The sequence below is a fragment of the Kineococcus aridisoli genome (genome assembly GCF_050871885.1).
Lineage (GTDB): Bacteria > Actinomycetota > Actinomycetes > Actinomycetales > Kineococcaceae > Kineococcus.
Map to the genome: position 1 here is coordinate 1 of NZ_JBJLSF010000022.1, position 20,025 is coordinate 20,025.

The window sequence follows — 20,025 nt, forward strand, 5'->3', positions numbered from 1 at the left end:
GGGCACCCGCGGGTGCCCGGCCGTCGTCGTGAGGGGATCAGCGCTGGTGCAGCGCACCCGCGTCGTGGCGCTCGTCGTCGCCCTCGACCTCCTTGGCCAGCAGGCCCGAACCGATCGACCAGATCGCCGCACCGATGATCGCGACGTAGACGCCGATCTGCGGGACGAGGCCGTCACCGCGCTCCAGGCCGCCCATGGGGTGCAGGGCGAAGGCGATGGCCTGCAGCGTGGCGGCCAGGCCGACGGCCATGGAGACCAGGCTCAGCCCGCGGTGCTGGCCGCGGCGGGCGCGCTTGGCGGCGTAGGCCATGGCGACCAGCAGGCCCAGGCCGAGGTAGGCGGTGAAGGGGACCAGCGAGTCGGTCTCGTAGCCGACGCGGCCCTCCTCGGTGCCGTCGAAGCGCACCCAGTTCAGGAACGGGGAGATGTTGAACAGCACGATGCCGGCGGCGGCGACGCCGAGACCGGCCTTGCCCGCGCGGCGGGTGTCGTGGTGGACGTGCAGGTCCTGCGAGTTGGCCGTGGCCATGGTGGAGCCCTTCGTCGACGTGGTGGGGCGCGGGGTTCCCGGCCGGTCATCGGCGCGAGGAGCCGCGGGTGGTCGGTCACCGGGGGACGCGGTGCGTCCACGGTGGTCCTGTCGCCCTGCTGCTCAAGGCCGGCGCCGGGTGCGCGCTCTCGTGCGAGGCGCGGTCACCGGCGTGCCGGGGAACCGCGCCCTCTTCCACCAGAGGACCACGGACGGCGCGCCCGCGCCACCGGAGACCGGCCCCGGGCCCTCCTCCGGCCCCGGCTCAGCCCTCCAGCGCCGCCAGGAACGCCTCGATCCCCGCCACGACGACGCGGTGGTCCTCGGCCTCGGGCAACCCGGAGACGGCGACGGAGCCCACGCACCCGACCCCGCGCACCAGCACCGGGAAGGCGCCGCCGTGGGCGGCGAAGCGCTGGGTGTCCAGGCGCGAGTCGGTGTCGAAGTGACCACCGGCCACCCGGAAGCGGGTGCCGACGAGGTAGGAGGAGACGCCGTAGAGGTCGACCACCGCCATCTTGCGCTCCAGCCAGACGTCGTTGTCGGCCGACGAGCCCGGCAGCCCGACGTGGAACAGGCGCTGGCCGTTGCGGCGCACCGCGACGGCGACCGGCAGGCCGTCGGCCAGCGCCCGCTCGGCGATCGCGGTGCCCAGCCGCCAGGCGGTGAGGTTGTCGAAGCGGGGGAAGACGAGCTCCGCCTCCTGCCGCTGCAGGGACGCGAGCAGGGCGGCGTGGTCGTCGGTCATCGAGGGCTCCTTCGCTGGTGGGAGCGCGAGACTAGCGAGCCGCCCCGCCCGCGCGGAGCGGTCGCGGTGCGGGGAGGTCCTGCAGCTGCTCCCGCAGCCGCTGCGCGGCGGCCGCGACGGCGCTCTCGCCCAGCCCCAGCGCCTGCACCGCCAGCACGGCCGCCCCCAGCAGGCCGTCGTCGGCCGAGCGCACCGGCACGCCCTCCAGCGCCTGCGCCAGCCGCGGCGACAGCGGCACCGGCGAGCCGGCGACGCCGTGGCGCCACAGGCTGCCCCCCGCCACCAGCGGCCCGGGACCGGCCACGGAGACGACGAGGGAGGCCAGCGCGTCGTGGACGGAGCGCACGAGGTCCGCGGCGAGCGGATCGGCGGGCGCGGCGCGGAAGGCCAGCGGAGCCAGCCGCGCCAGCCGCAGCGGGTCGTCGCCGTGCAGGCGGTCGAGCACGTGCACGAGGACCCCCGGCCGCCCGCCGACGGCGGGCACGTCGCCGTCGAGGCCGAGCTCGGCGAGCAGGGCACCGACCAGCGCGGTGGGCGGTCCCGTCCCGTCGAGGGCCGCGACGGCGGCGCGGGCCACCCGCCGGCCGGTCCAGAAACCCGACCCGGCGTCGCCGAGCAGCCAGCCGCTGCCGCCGACGACGCGCACCAGCCGCGAGTCCTCGACGCGGGCGGCCACCGACCCGGTGCCGGCGACGAGGGCGGCGCCGGCGGGTTCGAGGGTTCCGGAGCGGAAGGCGGCCACCAGGTCCGAGACGCGCAGGAACCGGGCCTGCCGCACGCCGAGGGGGCCGAGGGCGCGGGCGAGGTCGGCGGGTTCCAGCGTGCCTTCGGAACCGGCCACCGCGGCGACCGCCACCCGCACCCGCGCCCCGGGCACCCCGGCCGCCGCCAGCGCCGACTCCGCGGCGCCGGCCACCGCCTGCAGCGCGCGCTCGACCCCCACCGCGCGGGGGTTGCCGGTGCCTGCGAGCGCGTGGCCCAGGCGACGGCCGTCGGCGTCGGCCACGAGGGCGCGGGTGCTGGTGCCGCCCGCGTCGACGGCCAGCAGCACCGCGGGCTCGTCGGCGGGGGGTCGGGGAGGGGTCGCCACCCCCCGATGCTCCGGCACGGGCGGGCGGCGGGAAAATCCCGGACGGCCCGGCGGGGGAGCGGCTACCGTCCACCGGTCCCGACCCGCCGACCCAGGAGTTCCCGTGGTCCACCACCGCGCCAGCGCCCTCGCGCTGCTCGCCGCCGTCGCGTTCGGCCTCAGCGCCTGCGGGGAGCCCGTCGTGGGCACCGTCACCGCCAAGGAGCACGAGGAGGCGGAGACGGAACGCACCACGACGAGCAGGTGCACCGGTTCCGGGGCCGAGAAGAAGTGCAAGACCGTGCCGACCACCCGGTACGACCCGGAGGAGTGGGAACTCACCGTCGAGACCGACGACGGCTCCACCGTGGAGTTCACCGTGGCCGAGGAGGTCTACGACAGCGTGCAGGTCGGCGACCGCTACGACGAGACGCAGCGGGGCTGACCCGTGGCGCCCGCCGCTCGCGGGTCCCGGGCCCCTGGGGTTCCGGGGCCTCAGTCGCCCTCGGGTTCCACGACCGGCATGTGCAGGTGCGCCATGCTCGCCGGCCGCGGCGTCCGCGGCAGGTACAGCGGGGGCAGCCGCCCGTCCGCCACGGCGGCCGCGGCGTCGGTCAGGCCCAGGCGCTGGCGGACCCGGCCGTAGAAGTCGGGGGTCTTCAGCCGCACCAGCCGCACCTTCCACGGGCGCGCGTGCACCGCCACCCAGTCCCCGGGGTCCAGCACGCCGCGGATCTGCCCGTCCACCGACATCGAGACCCGGCCGCTGCGCTCCAGCACCCGCACCGAGATTACCTCGTCGGCGGCCACGACGAAGCTGCGGTCGAACACCATGTGCGGTGCCACCGGGGTGAAGACCAGGGCCTGCGCGCGCGGGGAGAGGACCGGGCCGCCCGCCGCGAAGGAGTACGCCGTGGAACCGGTGGGCGTGGAGACGACGACGGCGTCGGCGGAGTACGACATGAACAGCCGGTGGCCGACGTAGACGCCCAGGCTGGCCTGCCGGTCGCGGCTGAGCTTCTCGAACACCACGTCGTTGAGCGCGGTGAGGTCCACCTCGACGCCCCAGCCGACGTCCTCCGCGTCGCCGTGGTGCACCGCCGGTGGCGGCAGCATCGGGCCCCGTCCGTAGCGCAGCAGCGACTCCAGCTCGGCGGGGACCTCCAGCGGCCGGCTGGCGCGCGCGGTCACCGTCAGGCGTTCCTCCAGGACCGCCTCGCCCGCCTCGAAGACGGCCAGCGCCTCCAGCAGCTGCTCGGGCAGCACCTCGGTGAGGAAGCCCACCCGGCCGACGTCGACGCCCAGCACCGGGACGTCGGCCACCTGGGCCACCGCCACGCCGCGCAGGAACGTCCCGTCACCGCCGATGGTGACCACCAGGTCCATCGGCTCGGCGGCCTCCACCTGGGCGCGCGCGGACTCGCGGCCGCCCTCGGCGGCCCAGACGTCGAACTCGGCCACCTGCACACCGCGCTCGCCCGCCCACCGCCGCAGGCTCGCCGCGCTCTCGCGGGCGACCTGCTTGCCGCCGTGGACCACCAGGCCGATGCTGCTCAGCGCCACGGGGTTCCTCGTCTCGTCCGGGGAGGGCCGACACCGGCATCCTGGGCGCTGGAGGGTCCCGGCGCCAGGTGGAGCCCCCCGGTGCCGGCGCGCGGCGGCCCCTCAGCCCTGGCGGGCCTTCCAGCGCGGGTTGCGCTTGTTGACGACGAACACCTTGCCGTGGCGGCGCACGACGATGGAGCCCTCCTTCTGCTTCAGGCTCTTCAGCGACTTCCTGACCTTCACGTGCGGCTCCTCACCAGCTCGACTTCGTGATGCCGGGCAGTTCCCCGGCGTGGGCCATCTCGCGCAGGCGGATGCGGGAGATGCCGAAGGTGCGCAGGGTGCCCCGGGGCCTGCCGTCGACCGCGTCGCGGTTGCGCACGCGGGTGGGGCTGGCGTCGCGCGGCAGCCGCTGCAGGGCCAGCCGGGCCGCCGCGCGCGAGTCCTCGCCGGCGCTGACGTCGACGGCCGCGCGCTTGAGCTCGGCGCGCCGCTCGGCGTGGCGGGCGACGACGAGCTTGCGCTGCTCGTTCTTGGCGATCTTGCTCTTCTTGGCCACGGCTCAGCGCTCCTCGCGGAAGTCGACGTGCCGGCGGACCACCGGGTCGTACTTGCGCACGACCATCCGGTCGGGGTCGTTGCGGCGGTTCTTGCGGGTGACGTAGGTGTAGCCGGTCCCCGCGGTGGAGCGGAGCTTGATGACCGGGCGCACGTCCTGGGTCCTCGCCATCAGAACCTCTCCCCCCGCCGGCGCAGGTCGGCGACGACGGACTCGATGCCGCGCCTGTCGACGGTCTTGATGCCGCGGGCGGAGACCGTCAGCGTCACCGTGCGCCCCAGCGAGGGCACGAACCACTTCTTGCGCTGGACGTTGGGGTCGAAGCGGCGGTTGGTGCGCCGGTGCGAGTGCGAGACGGACTTGCCGAAACCCGGGACGGCCCCGGTGACCTGGCAGCGCGCTGACATGCGTGGTCCTTCCGTGTGGTTGACGAGCACCGTACTATCGACAACCGTTCTCATCAACCGACCCTGGAGGTTCTCGTGAAGACCGGCACCCACCCCGCCTACGACCTCGTGGTGTTCCGCGACAAGTCCGCCGGCACCTCGTTCCTGTCGCGCTCCACGCTGACCTCGCGCGAGGGCCTGCCGACCGTGGAGTGGGAGGACGGCGGCACCTACCCGGTCTTCGACGTCGACGTCTCCTCGGCCAGCCACCCGTTCTGGACCGGCAACGCGCGCGTGCTGGACACCGAGGGCCGCGTGGAGAAGTTCCGCCGCCGCTACGGCCGCGCCTGAGCGGGCGCCCGCTACGGCCGCGCCCGGACCGGCGCCCGCTGCGCCGCCGCGATGCGGTGGCGCAGCGGGGCCGGCGGGTCGGCCAGGGCCGTCGCGGGACCGGCGAGCCACTGCTGCGCCAGGCCGACCTCGGCGGCCGTGAGGTCGCGGAACCACACCAGCTGCCCCAGGCGCGGCGCGCTCCAGGCGAACTCCAGCCCGATCCCCAGGCAGGCGCGGGCCGGCAGGGCCGCCCCCGGTCGCAGCTGCACGAGGACGAGGTCCTGGGAGTTCCGCACGACCAGGCGCATCCGGTGCAGCAGACCGGGTTCGCCGGCGGGGACGAGCACCCAGCCGCGCGGTGCGGGCGGGTGCTCGGCGGGGTCCTCGGGGTGTGCGTGCACGGCGTCTCCCTGGTGTCGGCGGCACTGCTAGCCTCACCGTAGTCGAGAACAGTTCTCATGTGGAGGTGTGCGTGTCCCCCGTTCTCCCCGTCACCGTCGTGACGTCCGTCGACCCGCTCCCGCGCGACCTCGCGACGGCCGCGGTGCTCGTCGACGGCCCCGGCGCGGTCGTGCTGCGCTACGACCTCGGGCCCGGCGCCGCCGACGGGCTGCGACGCGTGGTGAGCGACCTCAGCGGTGTCCTGGAGGACGTCGTCGTCCCGCTCGAGCACGCCTGCCTGGGCTGCGCCCAGCGCGAGGACGTCCTGCCGACCGTCGCGGCGATCGCGGCCGACGGGCGCTGGTCCTCGCTCGTGCTGGCCCTGCCCGTCGGCGCCGACCCGACCCCGCTCGTCGCGGCGCTGTGCGCCGGCGAGGAGGTGGCCGGCGCCGTCGTCGTGCGCGGCGTCGTCACCGCCGCCTGCGCCGCGGACCTGAGCGAGGACCTGCTCGGCGACGCGCTGCTGTCCGAGCGCGGCCTCGCCCTCGACGAGGACGACGACCGCGCCGTCGGCGAGGCGCTCGCCCAGCAGCTCGACGAGGCCGACCTCGTCGTCCTCGACGGCGAGCCCGACGAGCGCACCCGCACCCTGCTGGCCCACCTGTGCGGGCCGTCGGTGCCGGTGCTGCCCCTGGAGCGGGTGGGCGGTGCGCAGCTGGCGGCCCCGCTGGGCGGCGCCGCCCGCACCGCCGCCCGCGCGGACCTGCTCACCGCGCGCCGCCCGCCGGTTCCCGACACCTCGGGCGTCTGGACGCTGGAGCTGACCTCCGAGCGCACCCTGCACCCCGGCCGGCTGCTGGAGCGCATCGAGGACCTCGGGGCCGGGCGCCTGCGCGCCCGCGGCACCTTCCGCCTCACCAGCCGCCCCTCGACGCTCTGCGCCTGGGACGGTGCCGGCGGTCAGCTGAGCATCGGCGAGCTCGGCGCGTGGCACCCGGGCGAGCGCGGCACCCACCTCGTGGTCACCGGCACCGAGCCCGACGAGCGCGAGCGGGTGCGCAGCGCCTTCTGCGACGTCCTGGCCACCCGCGAGGAGGAGGCCGCCGCGCACGAGGAGGTGCTGGACGCCCTGCTCGCCGGGTCCGGCGCCCCCGGGGGCGAGGACGGCTTCGAGCCCTGGCTGGGCCCCCGCGACCAGCACGTGCCGGACGACCGGCTCGTGGTGGAATGAAGAGCCGTCACACCAGGAGGTCCTCCGTGCTGCCCCTCGCCGCCCCGCTCGGCCGTCTCGTCCTCACCGCCGCCGCCTCGGCCGGCATCGTCAAGGCCGTCAGCGACGGCCGCGGCGCCGCGGCGCTGCGCCGGATCGCGGTGAGCGGCGCCAAGGCCGGCATCCGCACCTCGCGCGCCGCCGAGACGAGCGTGGAGCGCTGGCGCCTGGGGGCCGGCGACATCGTCGCCCAGGCCTACGACGAGCTGGGGGAGCAGGCGCCCGTCCCGCGCACCCCCGACGCCGGTCACGACCACGAGCACTGAGCGCCGAGCAGAACCCCGAGCAGCACCCCGAGCAGAACTCCGAGAGGCCGGGAGTCCCGTGAGCACGGTCGAGCTGTCCCCGCTGGAGGTCGTCTCCGCGACCGCCGGGCGCCTGCGCCTGCAGGCGGACTGGCTGCGGCGCAGCCCGGCCCGCGCCGTCGCCGCCGAGGAGGCGCTGGACCGCCTCGACGGGGTCCGGCTGGCCCGCGCCTACCCGGTCACCGGCAGCGTCGTCGTCCACTTCGACCCCGAGCGGCTGAGCGTGGAGCAGATGGCCGCCGCGGTCGCCTCCAGCGCGCAGGTGCCCGCCGACGCGCAGGCCTCGCGGACCCCGCGCTCGGCCGACGTCGGCAACGGCGAGGTCGCGCGCATCGCCGTCGGCGGCGCCGCGCTGGCCCTGCTGGGGCTGCGCCGCTACGCCTTCGGGCGCCCACCGCTGCTGGGGCCGACCTCCCGGCTGGTCGCCACCGGCGTGACGATCTTCTCCGGCTACCCCTTCCTCAAGGGCGCCGTCGGCTCCCTGGTCGGCCGGCGCAGCGCCGGCACCGACGCGCTCGTCTCCGCGGCCACGGTCGCGAGCCTGCTGCTGCGCGAGAACGTCGTCGCGCTCACCGTGCTGTGGCTGCTGAACATCGGCGAGTACCTGCAGGACCTCACGCTGCGCCGCACCCGCCGCGCCATCGCCGACCTGCTGACCGGCAGCGAGACGACGGCCTGGGTGCGCCGCACCGCCCGCGACGCCGGCGGCGCCGAGGTGGTCCTCGAGGAGCAGGTCGACCTCGACGCCCTGCGCGTGGGCGACCTCGTCGTCGTCTTCGAGCAGTCCACCGTCCCCGTCGACGGCGAGGTCGTCGAGGGCGAGGCCGTCGTCGACCAGGCCGCGCTGACGGGGGAGAACCTGCCCGTGCAGCGCACCGTCGGCCACCCGGTCCTGGCCGGCAGCGTGAACCTGCGCGGACGGCTCGTGGTGCGCGCCACCGCCACCGGCTCGGACACCGCCGTCGGGCGCATCATCGAGCGCGTCGAGCACGCCCAGGCCGACCGCGCGCCCGTGCAGACCGTCGGCGACGCGTTCAGCCGCAGGTTCGTGCCCGCCTCCTTCGGCCTGGCGCTGGCCACCCTCGTGCTCACCCGCGACGTGCGGCGCGCCATGACGATGCTGCTCATCGCCTGCCCGTGCGCGGTCGGGCTCGCCACGCCCACCGCCATCAGCGCCGCCATCGGCAACGGCGCCCGGCGCGGGATCCTCGTCAAGGGCGGTTCCCACCTGGAGGCCGCCGGCCGCGTCGACGCGTTCGTGTTCGACAAGACGGGGACCCTCACCGTCGGCCGCCCCGTCGTCACCAACGTGCTCTCGTTCCGCGAGGACTGGACGCCGGAGCAGGTGCTGTCGGAGGCGGCGAACTCCGAGGTGCACTCCAAGCACCCGCTCGCGCAGGCCGTCATCCGCTCCACCGAGGAACGCCACCTCGTCATCCCCACCCACGAGGAGTGCGAGGTCCTGCTGGGCCTGGGGATGCGCGTGCAGGCCAACGGCCGCGTGCTGCTCGTCGGCAGCCCCGGCCTCATGCGCCAGGAGGGCGTGGCCGTCGACGAGCACGCCGCGGGCTGGGTCGAGCGGTTGCAGCGCGCGGCCGAGACCCCGCTGCTGCTGGCCGTCGACGGGGTCCTCACCGGCCTGGTCAGCCTGCGCGACGAGGTCCGCCCGGAATCCCGCGAGGTCCTGGAGACGTTGCGCCGCAGCGGGGTCGAGCGCATCGTCATGCTCACCGGCGACAACCCGGCCACCGCCGCCGCGGTCGCCGCCGAACTCGGCCTCACCGAGTGGCGCGCCGAGGTGATGCCCGAGGACAAGCAGGACGTCGTGCGCGCGCTGCAGGCCGAGGGCTACGTCGTGGCCGTCGTCGGCGACGGGACGAACGACGCCCCCGCCCTCGCGCTGGCCGACCTCGGCATCGCCATGGGCATGTCCGGCACCGACGTCGCGGTGGAGACCGCGGACGTGGCCCTCGTGGGCGACGACCTGCGCCGGCTGCTGCAGCTGCGCGACCTCGGCGACCGCACGCTCTCGCTGATCCGGCAGAACTACGGCGCCTCCATCGCCGTCAACGGCGTCGGCCTGGCGCTGGGGGCGGCGGGTGCGCTCTCGCCGGTGCTGGCGGCCATCGCGCACAACGCCTCGTCGGTGTTCGTGGCCGTCAACTCCGCCCGGCTGATCCGCTACCGGATCCCCCCGCAGCAGCGGGCGCAGGGGCGGCGCCGCGCCGGCTGACCGGCCGCGCGCGCCGGCGGCTCCTCAGAAACCGCCGCCGGGACGCATCCACGCGTTGCGGCCCGCCGCGCGCAGCGCTGCGCTGCCGGGGTCCAGCTCGCGCTCCTGCCCGGCGCGCAGCGTGTCGTCGTGGACGGCCCGCCGGCACCGGCGCACCCCGCGCAACCCGGAGAACACGCCGGTGGCGATGGCCGCGGCCAGCAGAGCCAGCAGGGCGGACTGGGTGCTCACCCCACCACTGTGCGGCAGCCGGGCGCGCTGCGACAGCGGAACCGCCGGCGGTCGGCGCGCGGCGGGTCAGCGTGCAGGGGCCCGGTGCGCCGCGGGCCGGTGCGCGGCGAGCTGGGCGTGCGCCGCGTCGAGGACCTCCTCGACGGTGATCCGCGCCAGCGTCGGGTCGACCTGCCCGCCGTGCGGGTCGCCGACGTAGTCCTGCGCGGCCGGGTCCCCGTGCCAGAGCACCGGGTGCAGGTCGGCGTCGACCGCCGGTCCCCACCAGGCGGGCGGGGTGGGGCCGAACAGCGTCACCGAGGGCACCGCGAACGCCGTGGCCAGGTGCGCCGTGCCGGTGTCGCCGGAGAGGACCAGCCGGGCGCCGGCGACCAGGTCGGCGAGGCCGTCGAGGTCGGAGGCGCCGCAGCGGTCCACCGCACCGGCGGCGGCGAGCGCGGCGCCGAGGGGGCGCTCGGCGGCGGTGCCGGTCACGACCACCTCCAGCCCCCGGGCGACGAGGTCGGCCACGACCAGCGCCCACCGCTCGACCGGCCAGCGGCGGGCGGCGAAGGCGGCGCCGGGGTGGACGACGACGGGAGCGCCGGGCAGCGCGCCCCCCTGCGCCTCGCGCGGGCGCAGCCGCAGGTCCTCCGGTCCGCACCGCGCGTCCCACGCCGCCACCAGCCGGCACCAGCGCGCCACCTCGTGCTCGTGGCGCACCCACTGCGGGCCCTCGAACGGCCCGTGCGGACCCGTGGTCGCGAAGCCCAGCAGGTCGTCGGGGCCGGTGTCGGCCAGCAGCTGCCGGCTCTCGGGTCCCTTGCCGTGCAGGTCGACGGCGAGGTGGCCGGACCCCTCGGCCTCCAGCGGTGCCAGGCCGTCGGTGACGAGGACCTCGTCGACGACGCCGCGCCCGCGCAGGAAGGCGCCGATGGCGGCCGGTGCGGCCAGCAGCAGCGTCCGCTCGGGGAAGCGCCGCCGCAGCCCGCGCAGCGCCGGGACGCCGGTGAGCAGGTCGCCCAGGCCCAGCGCCCGCAGCACCAGCAGGTCGCCGGGACCGAGCTGCCGCCTCACCGGGCGCCCGCGGCGAGGATGCCCGTCGTCGACCGCCCGTCGAGGTAGGGGAGCAGGACCACGCGCCCGCCCCAGCTGCGGATCAGCTCGGCCTCGGGCAGCTCGGTGCCGCCGTAGTCGCCGCCCTTGGCCCACACGTCGGGGCGCAGTTCCGCGAGCGCCGCGCGGGGGTCGTCCTCGGTGAACACCACGACCGCGTCGACGCTGGAGAGCGCGCGCAGCACCCGCTCGCGGTCCTGCTGGCCCACCACCGGCCGGCCCGGGCCCTTGAGCCGGCGCACCGACTCGTCGGAGTTCACGAGCACGACGAGGGCGTCGCCCAGGGCGCGCGCGGCCTCCAGGCAGCCGACGTGACCGGCGTGCAGGACGTCGAAGCAGCCGCCGGTGGCCACCAGCGTGCCGCCCGCCGCACGCACCCGGGCGGCCACCTGCGCGGCGCTCTCGCCCGCGGGGGCCGCAGCGCCCGCGGAGGTGCCCGCGGAGGTGCCCGCGCCCGCCGCGCCCGAGGCCGCGGCGCGCTCGAGGGCGCCGAAGAAGCCGTTCGTCCCGCCCGCCGCCACCCACGCCGAGGCGTCCTCGACGGCGCGGCCCAGCGCCGGGGTCAGCGCCCCGGTGCGGGCGATCTGCACGGCCGCGGTGGCGGCGAAGCGGTCACCGGCGCCGCAGGGGTCCCCGGAGGCCGCGACCGCGGGCAGGTGCAGCACCTCGCTGCCCTCGGCCGCGCAGTAGGCGCCCGCCGAGCCGACCGTGACGCACACGGCACCGGCGCTCCACAGCGTCCGCAGCTCGCCGGCGACGTCGGCCTCGGAGCTGGGACCGCTGCCGGGCTCGTGCAGGTGGTGCGCGGCGAGGGCGGCGCGCGCCTCGGCGCGGTTGGGGGTCACCAGGGCGCAGCCGGGCACCGGCTGGCCGCCGCGCGGGTGCGGGTCCCACACCAGCGGCACCCGGTGCGCGGCCTCGGTGAGCAGCCGGCGCAGCGCGGGGTCGCGGGTGGTGCCGGCGCCGTAGTCGGAGACGAGGACGACGTCGGCCGAGGCCAGCTGCGCGCGCACGCGCTCGAGCGCGCCCGACAGGTCCCCCGGGGTCCCCGGGCCGCCGTCGTCCAGGCGCAGCAGCACCTGCCCGTCGCTGCGCACCCGCGACTTGCGGCGGGTGCCGCCGGTGTGGGGCAGGGCGAGCACCTCCACGCGCGGCAGCAGCGCGCGCAGCCGCGCGCCCGCCTCGTCCTCGGCCACCGGTGCCACGAGCGTGACCCGCACCGCGTCGTCGAGCGCGGCCAGCAGCGCCGTCAGCGCCGCCCCGCCGGGGGACTCGCGCACGTCCTCGACGTCGACGACGGGCACCGGGGCGTCCGGGGCCAGCCGGGTGGAGGTGCCCAGCACCTCCCGGTCCAGCAGCACGTCGCCGACGACGACGACGTGCCGCGGGGCGCGTCCGCTCACGCGGGCACCTCCCGCTCGACGCCGGTCCCGACGGCCGTCAGGTCGACGGTGCGCCGGCGCGCCGAGGAGGCCGGCAGGTGCGCCTCCACCGCGATGCACAGCGCGTGCACCGCCATGAGGTGCCCCTCCTGGACCGCGGAGGTCGAGGGGCCGGGGAAGCCGAGGACGTCGTCGGCGAGCTCGCCCAGCGGGCTGGCCGCGGCGGAGGTCAGCGCCCACACCCGCACCCCGCAGGCCCGCGCCCGTTCCGCGGCGCGCAGCAGGTTCGGGCTGCGCCCGCTGGTGGACAGCAGCAGCAGCACGTCGCCGGGGCGCCCGTGCGCCTCGACCTGGCGCGCGAAGACCTCCTCGGTGCCGTAGTCGTTGGCGATGGCGGTCACCGCGGAGGTCTCCGCGTGCAGGGCGATCGCCGACAGCGGGCGGCGCTCGCCGATGAAGCGGCCGACGAGCTCGGCGGTCAGGTGCTGGGCCTCGGCGGCGCTGCCGCCGTTGCCGGCCACGAGCAGCCGCCCGCCGCCGTCGACGACGTCGACGAGCTCGCGGCCCCAGCGGTCGATGCGCTCGCCCTCGGCCTCCAGCGTGCGCAGCACGCCGGCCAGCTCGCGGACGTGCCCGCGGATGTAGTCGCGCGTGCTCTGCACGGTGTCCTCCTCGCCCAGCAGCAGTTCGTAGGCGGACTCCGTCGAGGCGGCCACCCGCCGCCAGTCGTAGCGGTCGCGGGCCACCTGCCGGCCCGCCTCGCCCATCCGCCGCGCGGTGGCCGGGTCGTCGACGACGGAGCGCACCGCACCGGCCAGCTCCGCGGGGTCGACGCGGCCCGCCGCGTCGACCGGCACCAGGCGGCCGGTGACGCCGTCGCGGACGGTGTCGAGCATCCCGCCGACGGCCGAGGCGACGACCGGCAGCCCGGCCGCCATCGCCTCCAGCACGGCGATGCCGAACGGCTCGTACCAGGGCGTGGCCAGCAGCGCGTCCGAGCTCGCCAGCAGGTCGGGCAGGTCGTCGGGGGAGACCCGGCCCACCAGGCGCACCCGGTCGGAGATGCCCAGCTCGACGGCGATCTTCTGCAGGCGCACCGCCTCGTGGTCGCCGTCGAGGTCGTGGGCGGCCGGCCCGCCGGCGATCACCAGCTCGGCGTCGGGCAGCAGCTCCAGCGCGCGCACCGCGGCCTCGACGCCCTTGCGGGGCACCAGGCGCCCGACGCTGAGCAGCCGGGTGCGGCAGCCGGGCCGGCGCGGCCCGACGAGCTCGCGCCCGCCCGTGCGCTCGAAGCGGGCGGTGTCCACCCCGCAGGGCACGACCTGCACCTTGTGCGGCGGGGAGCCCGCGGCGCGCAGCTCGGCGACCTCGTCGCGGCAGGTGGCGATGACGAGGTCGGCCTCGCGCGCCAGCTCGCGCTCGGCGTCCAGGCGCTGCGGCGGGGAGGTGTCCGCCGGGCCCTGGTAGCGGCGCTTGACGCTGCCGAGGGCGTGGAAGGTCTGCACGACGGGCACGCCCAGCGCGTGCGCGGCGGGCAGCGCCGCGGTGCCGGACATCCAGAAGTGCGCGTGCACGACGTCGGGGCGCTTGGCGCTCCACGCCTCGCGCAGCAGCTCGCCGAAGCGCGGCATGTGCTCGGGCAGCTCGTCCTTGGCCACGGGCGCCGGCGGGCCGGCGTCCACGTGCACGACCTGCACGCCGGGGCGCAGTGCCACGCGCTCGGGCAGCGCGGGGTCGTCGCGGCGGGTGTGCACCACGACCTCGTGGCCGCGGTCGGCCAGCGCCGAGGCCAGGGCGGCGACGTGGACGTTCTGCCCCCCGGCGTCGACGCCACCGAGGACGGCCAGCGGGCTGGCGTGCTCGCTGACCATCGCGATGCGCAGCCGCCGTCCGGTGGGGGCGGCGTGGACCGGGCCGGTCGCGTGGTCCGGGCTGCTCGTGCTCGTGGGCGTGCGGGACGCGCTCACGACGTCACCTCCTCGAGGAGTTCGTCGAAGTCCGCGAGGAAGCGGTGGACGCCGAAGGCCGCCAGGGCGTGCCGTCGCGCCGCGAGTCCGCGCTCCCGGGCTTCGTCGGGATCGGCGATCCAGCGCCGCGCGGTGGCGACGAGGACCTCCGGGTCGCTGGAGAGGACACCGGCCTCGGCGGGCACCGCCTCCGGTGCCGCGGTGGCCGGCAGGGCGAGCACCGGCAGGCCCACCATCATCGCCTCGATGAGGGACAGGCCCAGGCTCGTCCAGCGGTAGGGGTGGAAGTACAGGCGGTGGGTGCCCAGCACCTCGTGCAGCCGGGCCTGCGGCAGGTCCTCCAGGACGCTGAGGCCCTTGCCCGCCGCGGTGCCCTCGACCCGGCGGGCCAGGGCCTGCACGCCCATGCCGTGCAGCGTGAGCGGCACCTCCTCGGCCAGCCGCAGCAGCAGGTCGGTGCCCGCCACCCGCCAGCGGCGGACCGGCTCGTTGACGACGGCCGCGACGGAGCCGGAGCTGCCGGTGTACCCGTAGCCGGGGTCGACGACGCCGTGGTCGACGACGAGGGTGCGGGCGCTGCCGCAGTCCCAGTACGTCCTGTTGAACTGCGTGACGTGCACGACCGGGATCTCGCGCTGGTCGGCCAGGTGGTGCCTGCTGTCGGCGGCGCCGGCGCGCGGGGCGTCGTGCTCGACGTAGAGGGCGGGCACGTCGCGCCCGGGCCGGCGACCGGTCCAGCGCTCGACGAGCTCCACCTCCTCGGGCCGCTGCAGCACGACGGCGTCGAAGTGCTCCTCGCGCAGGTCGGCGACCGGGACCTCGACGGCGCCCGCCGGCCAGTCCCAGGTGCGCGCCCGGCCGCGGCCGTCGGGGCCGCGGTCGTCGACGAGGGGCAGCAGGTAGGTGTGCGTGCCCTGCACGAAGGCGGTCATCCACGATCCGTGCACGTGCCAGACGAGGATCCTCACCGGACTCCCTCCACGAGTTCGCTCAGCGCCAGCGCGTCCACCGCCGACACCACCTGCTCCTCGGTCACCGAGGTCAGGCACGGGTGCCCCTCGAGCGGGCACTGCCGGGCCCGCGTCCCCGCGCAGCCTGCCCCCTGGTCGCCGAGCAGGACGTGCGGCACGCCGTGCGGTGCCCAGCGGGCGGCCGGCACGACCGGCGAGAACAGCGAGACCACGGGGGTGCCCACCGCGGCGGCCAGGTGCGCCGGGCCGGTGTTGCCGACGACCACGGCCCGCGCGGCGGCCAGCACGGCCGCCAGCCCGGGCAGGTCGGTGGCCCCGCCGAGGTCGAGGGCGCCGGCCACGGCGACCTGCGCGGTCAGCGCCCGCTCGCCCGGCGAGCCGGTGACCACCACGGGCCGGTCGCTGCGCCGCAGCGCCCGCACGATGCGGGCGGCGTGCTCGGGGCGCGGTGCGCGCGCCGGCACCGAGGCGCCGGGGTGCACGACGACGAAGCCCTCGGGCAGCTCGACCGGCACCGGCGGCAGCTCGCGCACCCGCAGCCGCCCGTCGTCGCCGGCGGGCAGGGGGTGCCCGGCCGCGGCGGCCAGCGCCAGCGCCGCCTCGACCTCGTGCAGCTCGGGCCCGCCCTCGCGGCGGAAGCGGACGTCCAGCAGCGAGCCGGGGTAGTCCTCGCTGGCCGCGCTGACGCGGCCCACGCCGGCCAGGCGCAGCAGCAGCGCCAGCGGCAGCGGGCTCTGGTGGAAGGAGGTGAACACCACGGCCTCGTCGTAGCCGCGCGAGCGCACCTCGGCCACGAGGGCCTCGACCGCGGCGGGCTGCACGGGGGCGGGCTCGAAGCCGCTCCACGGCGGGTCGAAGACGAGGACGTCCTCGACCCCCGGCAGCAGCCGGGCGGCGCCGGCGCCGGCGGGGGAGGCCAGCAGGTCGACGGTGCCGGAGGCGGCCAGCGCGCGCAGCGCGGGCCCGGTCAGCAGCACGTCGCCGTCGTTGTCCAGGCGGGCGGCGAGGATCCTCACGGCACCACCACCTCCGCCAGGGAGCGCACGACCACCGGCGCGGACTCGACCTCCTCGGCGCGCGTGACGTCGGTGGGCACGAGCACGGCGCGGGCCCCCGCCGACAGCGCGGCCTCCACGTCGGCGCCGATGTCGCCGACGACGAGGCACTCGGCGGGCGCGAGGCCGAGCTCGCGGGCGGCGTCGAGCACCATGCCCGGTTCGGGCTTGCGGGTGCGCGAGGGGACGTCGGGGCCGTCCACGGACACCTGGACGGTGTCGAAGGGGCCGAGCAGCTCGGCGACGCGGGCGTTGACGGCGTCGACCTGCTCGCGGGTCAGCAGCCCGCGGGCCACCCCGGACTGGTTGGTGACCAGCCCGGTGCGCAGGCCCCGCGCGCGCAGCGAGGCCAGCAGCTCGGCGGCGCCGTCGACGGGCTTCACCAGGTCGGGGTCGCCGTTGTAGGGGACGTCGTGCACGAGGGTGCCGTCGCGGTCGAAGAGGACCGCGCGCACCGGCGGCGGCCAGGGCGCGGGGCGCCCGCCGCCGAGCAGGCCGCGGACCGCGAGCTCGCCGCGGACGCGGTGCACCACCGCGGCGGGGGGGATGGCGATGCTCGTGAGGACCATGCGGCGCACCTCGGCGGCGTCGCGCGGGCCGGGGGCGGTGCGCAGCCAGGCGAACTCGGCGGTCAGCCCGGCCCAGGCCAGCGCGGCCAGGGCGGCGGTGCGCCGGCGGCCGGCGAGCGCGGCGCCGGCGGCGAGGGCGGCGGCCGCCGTGGTGGCCACGTGCCCGGGCAGCCGGCCGAGGGCGGAGCCCGCGCGCTCGCGCCAGTCCGGCCCGTGCAGGGCGCCCATGAGGGCGTCGTCGGCGTTGCCGCGCTGCTGGCGCAGGCTCGCCCAGTCGTCCGCCGGGCGCACCGGGTGCACGGCCAGGTGCTCGCCGCGCACGACGGCCCACCCGGCGGCGCTCACGCGCAGCGCCAGGTCGGCGTCCTCGCGGAAGGCGCGCGGGAAGCGCTCGTCGAAGCCGCTGACCTGCTCCAGCGCGGTGCGCCGGTAGGCCATGTCCGCGGTGATCCACTGCGCGTCGGCCAGGCCCGCGGTGCCGCGCTCCCAGTCGGTGGGGCGGCGGTCGGCGGGCAGCGGGACGTGCAGGCGGCCCTGCACCGCGCCGACGTCGTCGCCGGCGGCGGCGAGGTCGGCGACCAGCTGCTGCGACCACGCCGGGGGCAGCTCCACGTCGTCGTCGACGAACGCGACCCACCCGCTGCGCACGCGCCGCCAGCCGGCGTTGCGCGCCGCGGCGGGCCCGCGCCCGCCGGAGCGGACCAGGCGCACCGGCAGGCCGGCCTCGCGGGCGGCCGCGCAGGCCGCCTCGCAGGGGTCGTCGGCGAGGTCGCGCCCGCGCCGGTCGTCCACGACGACGACGAGCTCGGGGCGCGGACCGCGCTGGGCGGCCAGGGTGCCCAGCAGGACGCCCAGGCTGGGGCGTCCGACGCTGGGGACGACGACGGAGAAGGCGGGCGGGGCGCCGGGCGTGGTGCCCGCCGTCATCGCTGCGTGAACTGGTTGCGCCGCACCAGGTGCGGGCCGAGCACGAGCACGTCCACGGGAGCGGAGCCGAACAGCTCCATGGCGTCGCGGGGGTCGTCGACCATGGGCCGCCCCGCGGTGTTGAGGCTGGTGTTGACGACGACGGGCAGGCCGGTGCGCTCCTCGAAGGCGCGCAGCAGCGCCGCGACGTGCGGGGTGCGCTCCTCGTGGATGGTCTGGATGCGGGCCGTGCCGTCGACGTGCACGACCGCCGGGATGCGCTCGCGCCACTCGTCGGCCACGTCGTGCACGAAGAGCATGTACGGGCTGGGGATCGGGCCGCCGGAGAAGATCTCCTCGGCGCGCTCGGCGAGCACCATCGGCGCCACGGGGCGGAACTGCTCGCGGCCCTTGACGTCGTTGAGGCGCTCGAGGTTCTCCTTCCTGCCCGGGTGCGCCATGAGGGAGCGGTGCCCCAGCGCGCGGGGGCCGAACTCGGCGCGGCCGTCGAACCAGGCGACGACGCCGTCGGCGGCCAGCACGTCGGCGACCTCGCCGGCGAGGTCGTCGGGGGTGGTGAAGTTCAGCCGCGCGGTGGTCAGCCACTGCGCGAGCTCCTCGTCGCTCCAGGAGCGGCCCAGGGCGGCGGAGGTCATGGGGGCCACGAGCTCGCCGGCGTCGGCGGACAGCTGCAGCGCCGCGCCCAGCGCGGTGCCGGAGTCGCCGGCCGCGGGCTGGACGTAGACCTCCTCGAAGGGGGACTCGCGCCAGATCCGGGAGTTGGCCACGCAGTTGAGCGCGGTGCCGCCGGCCATCGCCAGCACCTTGTCGCCGGTCCGCCCGTGCAGCCAGGTGGCGACCTCGACGAGGGTGCGCTCCAGGACCTCCTGGACGCTGGCGGCCAGGTCGGCCTGGCCGCTGTCCTGGCGGGGGTCCCACTGCTCGCCGTCGGCCAGCGGCGGCGCCCAGCGGGAGAAGTCCGGGACCTTGGCCACGAAGCCGCCGTCGCCGGTGGCGTGGACGAACTCGGCGATCTCGTCGGCGAAGCGGGGCTTGCCGTAGGAGGCCAGCGCCATGACCTTGTACTCGTCGGAGGAGTGCATGAAGCCCAGGTGGCGGGTGAGGTCCTCGTAGACGAAGCCCAGCGACTGCGGCAGGCCCGTCTCGTGCAGCACCTCCAGCCGCCCGCCGCGGTAGCGGCCGGCCAGGGAGGAGATGCGCTCGCCGCGGCCGTCGACGGTCAGGACGCTGCAGCCGCCCTCGCGGGCGGCCTCGGGGGAGGCCAGCGCGGCGGAGGCGGCGTGGGCGACGTGGTGGGGGACGAAGCGCACCTTGGCCGGGTCCAGCCCGGGCAGCGCGGTGGCGATGGCCTCGGGGGCGCGCTCGGCGTAGCGGGTGCGGATGGCGTCGTCGGGGTCGCCGAGGTCCAGCTCGGAGCTGGGCAGCACCAGGCGCGGGTCGTAGGAGTAGCCCACGAGGTCCAGGTCGGCGGCGGTGATGCCCGCCGCGGCCAGCGCGTGCTTGACCGCGAGGTCGGGCAGCTCCCACGTGGCGTAGGGCACGGGGCGCTTGCCGTGCTTGCGCCGGCTGAAGCGCTCCTCCTCCGCCGCGAACACGATCTCGCCGTCCACGACGAGCGCTGCCGCGGTGTCGTGGAAGACCGCGTTGATCCCCAGGATGCGCATACCCGCTGCGACCTCTCTGCCGGTGTGACCGCCCGCGTCGCGAGCGCTTCGCCGCGGGGTCGGCACGCACCGGCTGGACAGGCGATGATCCCCGTCCCCGCGGGGACACACGGTGCCAGACGCCGACGACACCTGCCCGTCGGGACCCCCTCGACGCGCCGGTGCGGGGCCGGGACGCCGACCGCCCGGCACCCCTGGAGGGGTGCCGGGCGGGTGCGGGTGGTGCAGCGCTCAAGCGCTCACCGGCCGGGTGGTCACTTGGGCGGGGTGACGTCCCCGCGCCAGGCGCCGGTCTCGGTGCCGCGCGACTCGATGAACTCCTTGAAGCGCTTGAGGTCGGCCTTGATCTGGCGGTCGTCGGCGCCGATGGCGGCGCCGGCCTTCTCGACCAGGCTCTCGGCCTCCCAGTCCATCTGGACGGTGACCTTGGTCTCGTTGTCGCCGAGGCGGTGGAAGGTGACGACGCCGGCGTGGTCCTTGCCGTCGACGCTCTTCCAGGCGACGCGCTCGTCGGGGTGCTGCTCGGTGATCTCCGCGTCGAACTCGCGCTCCACGCCGGCGATCTTGGTCTTCCAGTGGGTGTGGGTGGCGTCGGTCTGGGTGATCGACTCGACCCCGCTCATGAAGTGCGGGAACGACTCGAACTGCGTCCACTGGTTGTACGCGGTGTGGACCGGGACCGAGACGTCGATGCTCTCCGTCACGCTGCTCATGGGTGCTCCTCCCGCGGCGCGGGGTACCGCGTCGCATCTTGTTCGAGATCGGCTTCCTCGGGGTGCGCCCGTCCCCGGGCGCTTGATCCCAGA

23 protein-coding genes and 1 pseudogene are annotated in these 20,025 nt (G+C 76.9%); 5 read left to right on the plus strand and 19 right to left on the minus strand.

Features of this window, described 5'->3' with window-relative positions:
• Positions 1-37: 37 nt before the first annotated feature.
• The 3 genes from ACRYM2_RS08380 to ACRYM2_RS08390 all read right to left on the minus strand — a co-directional run bounded on the left by ACRYM2_RS08380 (position 38) and on the right by ACRYM2_RS08390 (position 2,367).
• Complete coding sequence (locus ACRYM2_RS08380) at positions 38-529, minus strand: hypothetical protein (protein WP_432521420.1); 492 nt, start codon at positions 527-529, stop codon at positions 38-40.
• 265 nt (positions 530-794) lie between these two features.
• Positions 795-1,277, minus strand: coding sequence for a heme-degrading domain-containing protein (locus ACRYM2_RS08385; protein WP_432521421.1), 483 nt, complete (start codon positions 1,275-1,277; stop codon positions 795-797).
• Positions 1,278-1,308: 31 nt separating this feature from the next.
• Entirely contained in the window at positions 1,309-2,367 is a 1,059-nt protein-coding gene (locus tag ACRYM2_RS08390; protein WP_432521422.1) for an N-acetylglucosamine kinase, read from the minus strand.
• Between the two features lie 103 nt (positions 2,368-2,470).
• Between ACRYM2_RS08390 and ACRYM2_RS08395 the strand changes: the two genes are divergently transcribed.
• The gene (locus tag ACRYM2_RS08395) at positions 2,471-2,791 is read left to right on the plus strand and encodes a DUF7489 domain-containing protein (RefSeq protein ID WP_432521423.1); all 321 of its coding nucleotides are present in this window, start codon (positions 2,471-2,473) and stop codon (positions 2,789-2,791) included.
• Between the two features lie 50 nt (positions 2,792-2,841).
• Here the strand turns inward: ACRYM2_RS08395 and ACRYM2_RS08400 are convergent, their stop codons facing one another.
• From ACRYM2_RS08400 to rpmB, 5 genes are all read right to left on the minus strand, one after another.
• Positions 2,842-3,909 carry an NAD(+)/NADH kinase gene (locus ACRYM2_RS08400; protein ID WP_432521424.1) on the minus strand — a complete coding sequence of 356 codons (1,068 nt, stop codon included), beginning with the start codon at positions 3,907-3,909 and terminating at the stop codon, positions 2,842-2,844.
• Between the two features lie 102 nt (positions 3,910-4,011).
• A complete protein-coding gene (gene ykgO / locus ACRYM2_RS08405) occupies positions 4,012-4,134 on the minus strand; it encodes a type B 50S ribosomal protein L36 (RefSeq protein ID WP_166614369.1) in 123 nt (40 codons plus the stop codon).
• Positions 4,135-4,144: 10 nt separating this feature from the next.
• Positions 4,145-4,450 (minus strand): 30S ribosomal protein S14, encoded by a 306-nt coding sequence (gene rpsN / locus ACRYM2_RS08410; RefSeq protein ID WP_432521425.1) that lies wholly within the window; start codon positions 4,448-4,450, stop codon positions 4,145-4,147.
• A 3-nt stretch (positions 4,451-4,453) separates the two neighbouring features.
• Positions 4,454-4,621: a 50S ribosomal protein L33 gene (gene rpmG / locus ACRYM2_RS08415; RefSeq protein WP_432521427.1), complete on the minus strand. Its 168-nt coding sequence runs from the start codon at positions 4,619-4,621 to the stop codon at positions 4,454-4,456.
• Entirely contained in the window at positions 4,621-4,857 is a 237-nt protein-coding gene (gene rpmB, locus ACRYM2_RS08420) for a 50S ribosomal protein L28 (RefSeq protein ID WP_432521429.1), read from the minus strand. The genes rpmG and rpmB overlap by 1 nt, the downstream gene beginning before the upstream one ends.
• Positions 4,858-4,932: 75 nt before the next feature.
• Here rpmB and ACRYM2_RS08425 point away from each other — a divergent pair, with 75 nt between their 5' ends.
• Positions 4,933-5,187, plus strand: a complete 255-nt coding sequence (locus tag ACRYM2_RS08425; RefSeq protein WP_432521430.1) for a type B 50S ribosomal protein L31 — start codon at positions 4,933-4,935, stop codon at positions 5,185-5,187.
• An 11-nt stretch (positions 5,188-5,198) separates the two neighbouring features.
• On the opposite strand, the gene ACRYM2_RS08430 is transcribed toward ACRYM2_RS08425, so the two are convergent.
• A complete protein-coding gene (locus ACRYM2_RS08430) occupies positions 5,199-5,570 on the minus strand; it encodes a hypothetical protein (protein ID WP_432521432.1) in 372 nt (123 codons plus the stop codon).
• Positions 5,571-5,641: 71 nt separating this feature from the next.
• On the opposite strand from ACRYM2_RS08430, the gene ACRYM2_RS08435 reads away from it, so the two are divergent.
• From ACRYM2_RS08435 to ACRYM2_RS08445, 3 genes are read left to right on the plus strand one after another with little or no spacing between them, the layout of a single operon-like run.
• Positions 5,642-6,781: a GTP-binding protein gene (locus ACRYM2_RS08435; protein WP_432521433.1), complete on the plus strand. Its 1,140-nt coding sequence runs from the start codon at positions 5,642-5,644 to the stop codon at positions 6,779-6,781.
• A 26-nt stretch (positions 6,782-6,807) separates the two neighbouring features.
• Positions 6,808-7,086, plus strand: coding sequence for a DUF1490 family protein (locus ACRYM2_RS08440; protein ID WP_432521435.1), 279 nt, complete (start codon positions 6,808-6,810; stop codon positions 7,084-7,086).
• Between the two features lie 58 nt (positions 7,087-7,144).
• Complete coding sequence (locus ACRYM2_RS08445; RefSeq protein ID WP_432521436.1) at positions 7,145-9,358, plus strand: heavy metal translocating P-type ATPase; 2,214 nt, start codon at positions 7,145-7,147, stop codon at positions 9,356-9,358.
• A gap of 24 nt (positions 9,359-9,382) precedes the next feature.
• On the opposite strand, the gene ACRYM2_RS08450 is transcribed toward ACRYM2_RS08445, so the two are convergent.
• The 10 genes and pseudogenes from ACRYM2_RS08450 to ACRYM2_RS08495 form a co-directional block, all read right to left on the minus strand.
• Positions 9,383-9,589: a hypothetical protein gene (locus ACRYM2_RS08450; RefSeq protein WP_432521438.1), complete on the minus strand. Its 207-nt coding sequence runs from the start codon at positions 9,587-9,589 to the stop codon at positions 9,383-9,385.
• A 66-nt stretch (positions 9,590-9,655) separates the two neighbouring features.
• Positions 9,656-10,645, minus strand: a complete 990-nt coding sequence (locus ACRYM2_RS08455) for a glycosyltransferase family 9 protein (protein ID WP_432521439.1) — start codon at positions 10,643-10,645, stop codon at positions 9,656-9,658.
• Positions 10,642-12,087, minus strand: a complete 1,446-nt coding sequence (locus tag ACRYM2_RS08460; protein WP_432521441.1) for a PfkB family carbohydrate kinase — start codon at positions 12,085-12,087, stop codon at positions 10,642-10,644. The genes ACRYM2_RS08455 and ACRYM2_RS08460 overlap by 4 nt, the downstream gene beginning before the upstream one ends.
• The gene (locus ACRYM2_RS08465; RefSeq protein WP_432521487.1) at positions 12,084-12,728 is read right to left on the minus strand and encodes a D-sedoheptulose-7-phosphate isomerase; all 645 of its coding nucleotides are present in this window, start codon (positions 12,726-12,728) and stop codon (positions 12,084-12,086) included. Before ACRYM2_RS08465 ends, ACRYM2_RS08460 begins: the two co-directional genes overlap by 4 nt.
• 15 nt (positions 12,729-12,743) lie before the next feature.
• A pseudogene (locus ACRYM2_RS08470) lies at positions 12,744-13,949 on the minus strand (glycosyltransferase); the annotation flags it as partial.
• Between the two features lie 80 nt (positions 13,950-14,029).
• A complete protein-coding gene (locus ACRYM2_RS08475) occupies positions 14,030-15,001 on the minus strand; it encodes a glycosyltransferase (protein WP_432521442.1) in 972 nt (323 codons plus the stop codon).
• Entirely contained in the window at positions 14,998-16,020 is a 1,023-nt protein-coding gene (locus ACRYM2_RS08480; RefSeq protein WP_432521444.1) for a glycosyltransferase family 9 protein, read from the minus strand. The genes ACRYM2_RS08475 and ACRYM2_RS08480 overlap by 4 nt, the downstream gene beginning before the upstream one ends.
• The gene (locus tag ACRYM2_RS08485) at positions 16,017-17,555 is read right to left on the minus strand and encodes an HAD-IIIA family hydrolase (protein WP_432521446.1); all 1,539 of its coding nucleotides are present in this window, start codon (positions 17,553-17,555) and stop codon (positions 16,017-16,019) included. Before ACRYM2_RS08485 ends, ACRYM2_RS08480 begins: the two co-directional genes overlap by 4 nt.
• Positions 17,552-19,219, minus strand: coding sequence for a carbamoyltransferase family protein (locus ACRYM2_RS08490; RefSeq protein WP_432521447.1), 1,668 nt, complete (start codon positions 19,217-19,219; stop codon positions 17,552-17,554). Before ACRYM2_RS08490 ends, ACRYM2_RS08485 begins: the two co-directional genes overlap by 4 nt.
• 254 nt (positions 19,220-19,473) lie before the next feature.
• Positions 19,474-19,932 (minus strand): SRPBCC family protein, encoded by a 459-nt coding sequence (locus ACRYM2_RS08495; protein ID WP_166614355.1) that lies wholly within the window; start codon positions 19,930-19,932, stop codon positions 19,474-19,476.
• Positions 19,933-20,025 lie beyond the last annotated feature (93 nt).